This is a genomic window from Streptomyces sp. NWU339 (assembly GCF_003143855.1).
Taxonomy (GTDB): Bacteria; Actinomycetota; Actinomycetes; order Streptomycetales; family Streptomycetaceae; genus Streptomyces.
In genome coordinates this window covers 34,119-40,763 of record NZ_QFRK01000058.1, presented here as the reverse complement: position 1 = coordinate 40,763, position 6,645 = coordinate 34,119, and the positions used below count along the sequence as shown (strand labels likewise).

Sequence of the window (6,645 nt, the reverse complement as noted above, 5' to 3'; positions counted from 1 at the left end):
GGCCGACGGTCTCGCKGCCAGCGCGGCGACGGCCATCCCGGTGACCAGGGAACGCAAGGACGAACGGAGTCTGGTGCGCATACGAGTGGGTCCTCCTCACTCCTCGTGTCCGGTTCAGCCCGCGCTGCAGGAGACCGTCGGCCAGGTCCAGTTGCCGTTGGGCTGGATGGTCACGCCCCAGTTGTTGCCGTTGCCGTTGGGCCGGGCGGTCAGCACCTGCGCGCTGGGATAACTCGCGCTGACGTTCCAGGTGGACAGCACCTTCGCCGGCGACGGCACGTTCATCGTCACCGTCCAGTCGCTGGACCCGGTGACGGAGACGTTGAGGTTGTACCGGTCACCCCACTGCTGACCGGCCGACAACGTCGCGGCACAACCACCACCGCCACCACCGCCACCACCGCCGGATCCCGTGCCGCCGACCGTGATGTTGGAGCTGCCGCTGCTCTGGTAACCCTCGGTCGCCATGATCATGTAGTTGAAGGTGCCCAGGTTCATGCCGTTCCGGGCCCACGCGTCGAAGTGGTTGCCGGTGGTGATGGTGCCGCCCGTCCGCTTGGACTGCCGGACGCTCCAGTACTGCTGGAAGGTCCTGGTGCCCTCGACGGAGGGGGCGTTGTAGCGGGTCGTCTCGTAGATGTCGTACGTGCCGCCGTCGCTGGTGACGGTGCCCTTGAACGTCCCCGTGGGCCGGTAGGTGCCCCAGTTGTCGACGATGTAGTACTCCACGAGCGGGTTGGTCGACCATCCGTAGAGGGTCAGGTACGCGTTGCCCGACGGGTTGAAGGTGCCCGAGTAGGTCACACTCCGGCGCCCGCCGGTGCTCCAGCCCTTGCCGGCGACGAAGTTGCCGGTGTCGCGCCACGAGGTGCTGTACTGGCCGCCGGAACCCATGTTCATGGAGACGGTGCCCTGGCTGTCGGTCCAGAACGAGTAGTAGTAGCCGTTGTCGGTGCCGGTCTGGTTCGTCGTGACGACCGTGTCGGCGTGGGCGGTACCCGGCAGCAGCATCGCGGCCAGCGCGGCCAGCGCGATGGCCCACGCACTTCTGATGAACAGCGTGACGGGGCCGCTTCTGCGGCACCTCGGTCGGGCGAGCACGTTCATGGGGGGTTTCCTCTCCTGGAGGTTCCACGACGGCGCCAGTGTTGGCCTGCACGCGTCAGACGTCAACAGTTTCGGTAATTATTTCGAAATCTTCGACGCCCATTCAGAACCACGAGAACAGAGAAATCGCCAGCTCAGACACAGGTTCACAGCAAGGCGAGCACCCACACAAGGAATCACTCAGAATCTAGATCAGAAATGACGTGAAGTAAGAGCGAAAGTTTCGGACTCCTCGAAGGGCCGGGTCCACTGGGAAGTCCCGGACCCGGCACCGGGGACGGCCGGCTCCACCTGAGTCACGTTGCGCGCGGCGACCCGGCGGGCGCAGGGACGGTCAGGCAGGGAAGAGCATGCAGCTGCTGGTGGCGTGGGCGAGCAACCGGTCCGCCGAATCGACGAGTTCGACCTGGGCGAACGCCGTACGCCGCCCACTCTTGAGGACCGTGCCGACGGCCCGGACCTTGCCCGTGTCGACGGTGACCGGGCGCAGGAACTTCACGTTCAGGTCGAGCGAGGTGTACCGCGTGCCCTTCGGCAGGATCGACAGCACCGCACAGCCCGCCGCCGAGTCGAGCAGGGTGGCATAGACACCGCCGTGCACGCTGCCGAGCGGGTTGTAGTGCTCCTCGCCGGGGACGAGTGCGAACACCACACGGCCCTGCTCGACCTCCTCGAGAGTCATCCCGAGAGCCGCAGCGACCGGCGGGTCGGGAAGACGGCCGGCCAGCCAGTCGCACATCACGGTGAGACCGCTGTCCTGCCCCATGGCCGCGTCCAGGATGCCCGGGTCCTCCCAGCCGAACGTGCGTGATCTTTCCACGGAAACACCTTTCCCCACCTGGCTACTTTTTTCGAAGTTAGATGGCACGAGCTCTGGGTGTCAATACCGAAGCCTGCCTACCATTCCCGTATGACGTGGCTTGAGACGAGCACCGAGAACTGCACGGTCCAGCGGACTCTCGACCTGGTCGGAGAGAAGTGGTCGCTGCTGCTTGTCAGAGACGCCATGAACGGCGTACGGCGCTTCGACGACTTCCGCCGGCACGTCGGGCTGTCCGAGAGCGTGCTGACCGACCGGCTGCGGAAGCTGGTCGCGGCCGGGATCCTGCGCACCGTCCCCTACAGCGAGCCCGGCAGCCGCACCCGCCACGAGTACCGGCTCACCCGCAAGGGCTGGGACCTGTGGCCCGCGATGATCGCCCTCAAGCAGTGGGGCGACCGCTACACGGCGGACCCCGAAGGACCCCCGCTGGAAGTCGCTCACCGCGAGTGCGGCCGGCCGGTGGAAGCCGTGGTCGTCTGCACGGCGGGACACGGTGCGCTCATTCCCCCGGAGGCACTCACCCGCCCCGGCCCGTCCGCGCACCCCGCGACCGCGCCCGCCCGGTAGCAGCGGACCGACGGGCGCACGGGCACCCGCGCCGCGTTTCCTCCGCCAGGAAGGATTCGGGTTCCCAGCGGAAAATCGACAGGGGGAAGAGAATCCTGCGAGGGAGCCTTCCATGTCGCGCACCACAACCGTCACCGTCCTCGGAGCCGGCGCACTCGGCGCCGCGATGGCGACGCGGCTCGGAGAAACCGGTCACGACGTACGGCTGTGGAACCGTACGCGGGAGAAGGCCCGCGTGGTGGCGGAGCAGGCCGCCGGGATCACGGCGGTGGAGGCTCTGGGCGATGCGGTCTCCGGCGCGTCCGTCGTCATCACGGTGCTCCGTGACGGCGACGCGGTCGCGACGGTCATGTCCGATGCCCTCCCCCGGCTCGACGACGCCGCCGTCTGGGTGCAGGCGAGCACGGTGGGCCCACGGAGCGCCGACGCCCTGGCCGGTCTGGCTCGTGATCACGGTGTCGCCTTCCTCGACGCACCGGTCTCGGGAAGCACCGCTCCCGCCCGGCAGGGCAAGCTGATCTGGATCGTCGCCGGATCCGAGGACGTCCTCACGCGGGCGCGTCCCGTGCTCGACGCTCTCGGCTCGTCCGTACAGCACGTGGGGACGGGGGTCGAAGGCAGCGCCGTCAAACTTGCGGTCAACGCCTGGATGACGGCCGCGACGGTGGCCGCGAGCGACGTCCTCGCGCTGTGCGACGCGCTCGGTGTCGACCATGCGACATTGGTCCGGGTACTGGAGGCGGGCCCGCTGTCCATGCCGTACGAGTTGCAGAAGGTCGGCGCCATGGAGGAGACGTCGTACGCGCCCGGCTTCGCGGTGCGACTCGCCCTGAAGGACGTCGACCTGGCCGCTGAGGCCGCCACCCCCAGCCCTCTGTTCCAAGCGGTCCGCGACCGCCTGGAGGCAACCGTCGCAGCCGGGCACGGCAACGACGACCTCGCCGCCGTCGACTCCCTCAGGAAGCCGCCGTCGGCGTGAACCGCTCCGTGGCCAGGTTCAAGCCTCAACGGATGATGGACGCGTGATGGCAGGCCGACTTCGTGGTGCGCGGTACTACCGCACACACGGGGGCACGGACCCGCTCGGCGCGGCCCGGTCGGAGAGCGTGTACTGCGCCCACACCGTCTTGCCCGGAGCGCCGGGTCGTGGGTGCCGGTCCCAGCGGGCCGCCAGACGCGAGACGAGCAGTAACCCCCGGCCGCCTCTTCGACCCGTCCCGGTGGCCTCCGGGGCGACGGCGGGGCTCCGGGGCGCCCGTTCGGCGCGGGCGTCGGAGACCTCGACGCGGACGGTACGGCCGTCGGCCGGGGCGTGCACCCGCAGGTGGAAGTCCCGGCCGGGGGCATGCCCGTGCACCACCGCGTCGGCGGTCGACTCCGCGACGATCAGCACGATTTCGTGGTGATCGTCGGTGTCGTACGGGATGCCCCGGGCATCCCGCCGGAGGGCCGTCAGGCGACGGGCGAGACGGGCTCCGCGCGGCGTGGAAGTGAAGCCCATCGCAAAGGTGCGGTCCAGGTGTGCGCCTGCCTCCTGATCGGTGGTCAAGTGGGGCGTGAGGGTGGTGAGTCGGACCGTGCGGTACTCGGCCGTCCGTCAGGGAACCTGCCGGTAGACGTCGCGGCGATTGCCCAGGGCCATGACCCACACGATCAGTCGGCCGTCCTCGACGGTGTAGACGACGCGGTAGTCACCGACACGGAGCCGCCACCGGGCGCTGTGGCCCTGCAGGGCTTTGACGTCGAACGCCGCCGTGTCCCCCGAATCCATGGCCTTCTGCAATTCGGTGAGGCGATACAGGATCCGCAGCGCGTCCGGACGCGGGATCTTGAGCATGTCCCGCTGTGCGTGCGGCGTGAAGCGGGTGACGTACCCCATGCGGTCAGTCCTGCCCGTCCCGGAGCATGGCGGCCATCTCCTCGATCGAGACCGCTCCCTCCACCCCCTCGGACTCGGCCTCGTCGGCCAGCCGGTTGAGCCAGGCCTCCTCGGCCTCCTCGGCGATCCCGCGCAGCCGCCGGTACTCCTCGATGTCGATCACGACGGCTTCCTGCTTGCCGCGTCGCGTGATGATCGTCGGGATCTCCTCGCGCCGGGCGCGGTCGATGACGTCGGCGAGGTGGCTCCGCACCTCGGCCATGGATTCAACCACCGGATCACTCATGTCACGAATGTAGCAGATGTACATGAACACATCGGCCGCCCGTTCTTGGTCACGGTGATCCGCTCGCCGCGTCCGGCTGCGGCGAGGACCTCCAAGGCGTTCTGGTTGAACTCGCACACGGTCACCCCCACACCCTCAGAGGGCACCGCTCCACGTGAGTGCGCACTCGGCCCGGACCGTCTTGCCCGATCCGTCCGGGCGCGGATGCCGGTCCCGGCGCGCGGTCGGCCCCGCCACAAGGAGGCAACCCACGGCCACTCTCCTCGACGCCGGCGAGATCGAGGGCGTCGATTGCGTCAGGGGCATCGGAGGCGCAGGGGCGGGGCGGGGCGGGAGGCGTTCGGCGCGGGTTCCAAGCCCTGGGTCGGCCCTGTCGGAGCGGAGCGTCTGAGGCACGTACGGCCGTGAGGGCTCTGCCGTCCCGAAGGAACCGGCAGGGTCCTCACGTGCGCGGGGTGCCCGATCGGCTTCCGGCCCCCTCCCGGTCTCCCCCCGGACGGCTCGCGACCTTCGGGGCGGCACCCACCGCCCCTGCCGGATCCGCCGGAGCCATCGGGGCCTCCCCCGGCCGGGGAGGCGGAAGGGGGTGGCCGACGGCAGCGGGTTCATCGCCCGGCCGGCGCTCGGACGCGGGCAGCGGGACCGTCGGCGCCGTGGGCGTCCGCTCCCGACCGTCGTCCAGGAGCGTGGGCGGGTGGCCGCCGGGGCCGTCCGCCCCCTCGACCACCCACTCGATGTCCTCCGTGTTCACGAGGCCGTAGAAGCCCGGGTCGTCCTCCGCCCAGGGGGCGTCCGGTGCCTCGCCCTCGTCGACCGCCTTCTGCGCCAGCTCCCGTACGACGGGGTCGGCACGGCCCTTGAGCGCCTCGGGGGGCAGCTTCGGCGTCAGGTCGGCGTCGGTGACCCGCTCCCGGAGCTGCTCCGCCGCCTGTTCGAGGGTCAGGCCGGCGTCGGTGAGCAGGGTCGACAGGCTCTCCCGCACACCGTCGAGATCCGGACGCCGGAGCGGTTCGGCGACGATCACCCGGCCCAGCAGCGGCAGAAAGGCCGGATCGACGCCTTCCCACGTCGGGGGCACCATCAACGGCATGTAGGGATACGGCGCCCGGCCCGTCAGCGCGAAGAAGAGGGTGGCGCCGAGGGCGTACACATCGGCGGGCGCCTCGACGTGCTTGCTGTCGCGCAGTTGCTCGACGGGCATGTAGGGGCGCGTGCCCAGGCGGTCGCCGGTCCGGGTGAGCGCCTGGCTGGACTGGCGCTCGGCGAGCACCGCCAGGCCGAAGTCCAGCACCACCGGCCCGTTCGGACCGAGCACGACGTTGCTCGGCTTGAGGTCGCGGTGCAGCAGCTTCCTCCCGTGAATGGCCGCCAACGCGTCCACGAGGGCCAGACCGAGCGCCGCGCACGGCCCGGCGGGAAGGGGTCCGGCCCCCTTCACCAGGGTGTGCAGCGCCGGTCCGGCGATGTAGTCCATGGCGAACCACAGCTCACCGGCCTCCGGGTCCGCCGCGCGCAGCGCCGGAACCCGGTCGCCGGCCACCGCGCGGACGGCGTCGATCTCCCGCGCGAACCGCTCGCGGGCCTGCGGCTGGCCCAGCAGGGACGGCTGGATCATCTTGACCACGGCGAGCCGCGACGGGTCGGCCACCTCGTCACGGCCACGATCATGATCGGGCTCGACCAGCCGGTAGGCCGCGACCATCTCGTCGGAAAGGCCCTCCAGCGGGATTTCGCGCGCCAGATAGGCGACGCCCATGCCACCCGCGCCAAGCCGGGCGAGCAGTTCGAACGGTCCCACCACACGCGGGTCCGCATTGGTGTCCAGCGGCTTCATCGGCGCTCTCGTATCCCCACACTCTCGTCCCGGTCCTCCCCCGGCCACACCGGCGCACCACAGTCTACGGACTGTGACCGGATGAACACGGAAGGCTCGACCGGGCAACCGAGAGCCCGAAGCAGCCGTGTTCCAGAAGCCGTTGAGGG

9 protein-coding genes are annotated in these 6,645 nt (G+C 70.1%); 2 read left to right on the top strand and 7 right to left on the bottom strand.

The window, feature by feature from the left end; translation table 11 throughout:
• Positions 1 to 114 precede the first annotated feature (114 nt).
• Both DIZ27_RS37625 and DIZ27_RS37620 read right to left on the bottom strand, forming a co-directional pair.
• Positions 115 to 1,107, bottom strand: coding sequence for a glycoside hydrolase family 11 protein (locus tag DIZ27_RS37625; protein WP_109382882.1), 993 nt, complete (start codon positions 1,105 to 1,107; stop codon positions 115 to 117).
• A gap of 334 nt (positions 1,108 to 1,441) precedes the next feature.
• Complete coding sequence (locus DIZ27_RS37620) at positions 1,442 to 1,927, bottom strand: PaaI family thioesterase (RefSeq protein WP_109382881.1); 486 nt, start codon at positions 1,925 to 1,927, stop codon at positions 1,442 to 1,444.
• 90 nt (positions 1,928 to 2,017) lie between these two features.
• Between DIZ27_RS37620 and DIZ27_RS37615 the strand changes: the two genes are divergently transcribed.
• Both DIZ27_RS37615 and DIZ27_RS37610 read left to right on the top strand, forming a co-directional pair.
• Positions 2,018 to 2,497 carry a helix-turn-helix domain-containing protein gene (locus DIZ27_RS37615; RefSeq protein ID WP_109382880.1) on the top strand — a complete coding sequence of 160 codons (480 nt, stop codon included), beginning with the start codon at positions 2,018 to 2,020 and terminating at the stop codon, positions 2,495 to 2,497.
• 112 nt (positions 2,498 to 2,609) lie between these two features.
• Positions 2,610 to 3,476: an NAD(P)-dependent oxidoreductase gene (locus DIZ27_RS37610; protein ID WP_109382879.1), complete on the top strand. Its 867-nt coding sequence runs from the start codon at positions 2,610 to 2,612 to the stop codon at positions 3,474 to 3,476.
• 75 nt (positions 3,477 to 3,551) lie between these two features.
• Here DIZ27_RS37610 and DIZ27_RS37605 read toward each other — a convergent pair whose 3' ends face one another.
• The 5 genes from DIZ27_RS37605 to DIZ27_RS37585 form a co-directional block, all read right to left on the bottom strand.
• A complete protein-coding gene (locus DIZ27_RS37605; protein WP_258308725.1) occupies positions 3,552 to 4,046 on the bottom strand; it encodes an ATP-binding protein in 495 nt (164 codons plus the stop codon).
• Between the two features lie 48 nt (positions 4,047 to 4,094).
• Positions 4,095 to 4,376, bottom strand: a complete 282-nt coding sequence (locus DIZ27_RS37600) for a type II toxin-antitoxin system RelE/ParE family toxin (RefSeq protein WP_109382877.1) — start codon at positions 4,374 to 4,376, stop codon at positions 4,095 to 4,097.
• Positions 4,377 to 4,380: 4 nt separating this feature from the next.
• Positions 4,381 to 4,662, bottom strand: coding sequence for a type II toxin-antitoxin system Phd/YefM family antitoxin (locus DIZ27_RS37595; protein WP_258308724.1), 282 nt, complete (start codon positions 4,660 to 4,662; stop codon positions 4,381 to 4,383).
• Positions 4,659 to 4,781 (bottom strand): type II toxin-antitoxin system Phd/YefM family antitoxin, encoded by a 123-nt coding sequence (locus tag DIZ27_RS48985; protein WP_375232052.1) that lies wholly within the window; start codon positions 4,779 to 4,781, stop codon positions 4,659 to 4,661. The genes DIZ27_RS37595 and DIZ27_RS48985 overlap by 4 nt, the downstream gene beginning before the upstream one ends.
• Positions 4,782 to 5,104: 323 nt before the next feature.
• On the bottom strand, positions 5,105 to 6,496 hold the full coding sequence (locus DIZ27_RS37585) for a serine/threonine-protein kinase (protein ID WP_109382875.1): 1,392 nt from the start codon (positions 6,494 to 6,496) through the stop codon (positions 5,105 to 5,107).
• Positions 6,497 to 6,645 lie beyond the last annotated feature (149 nt).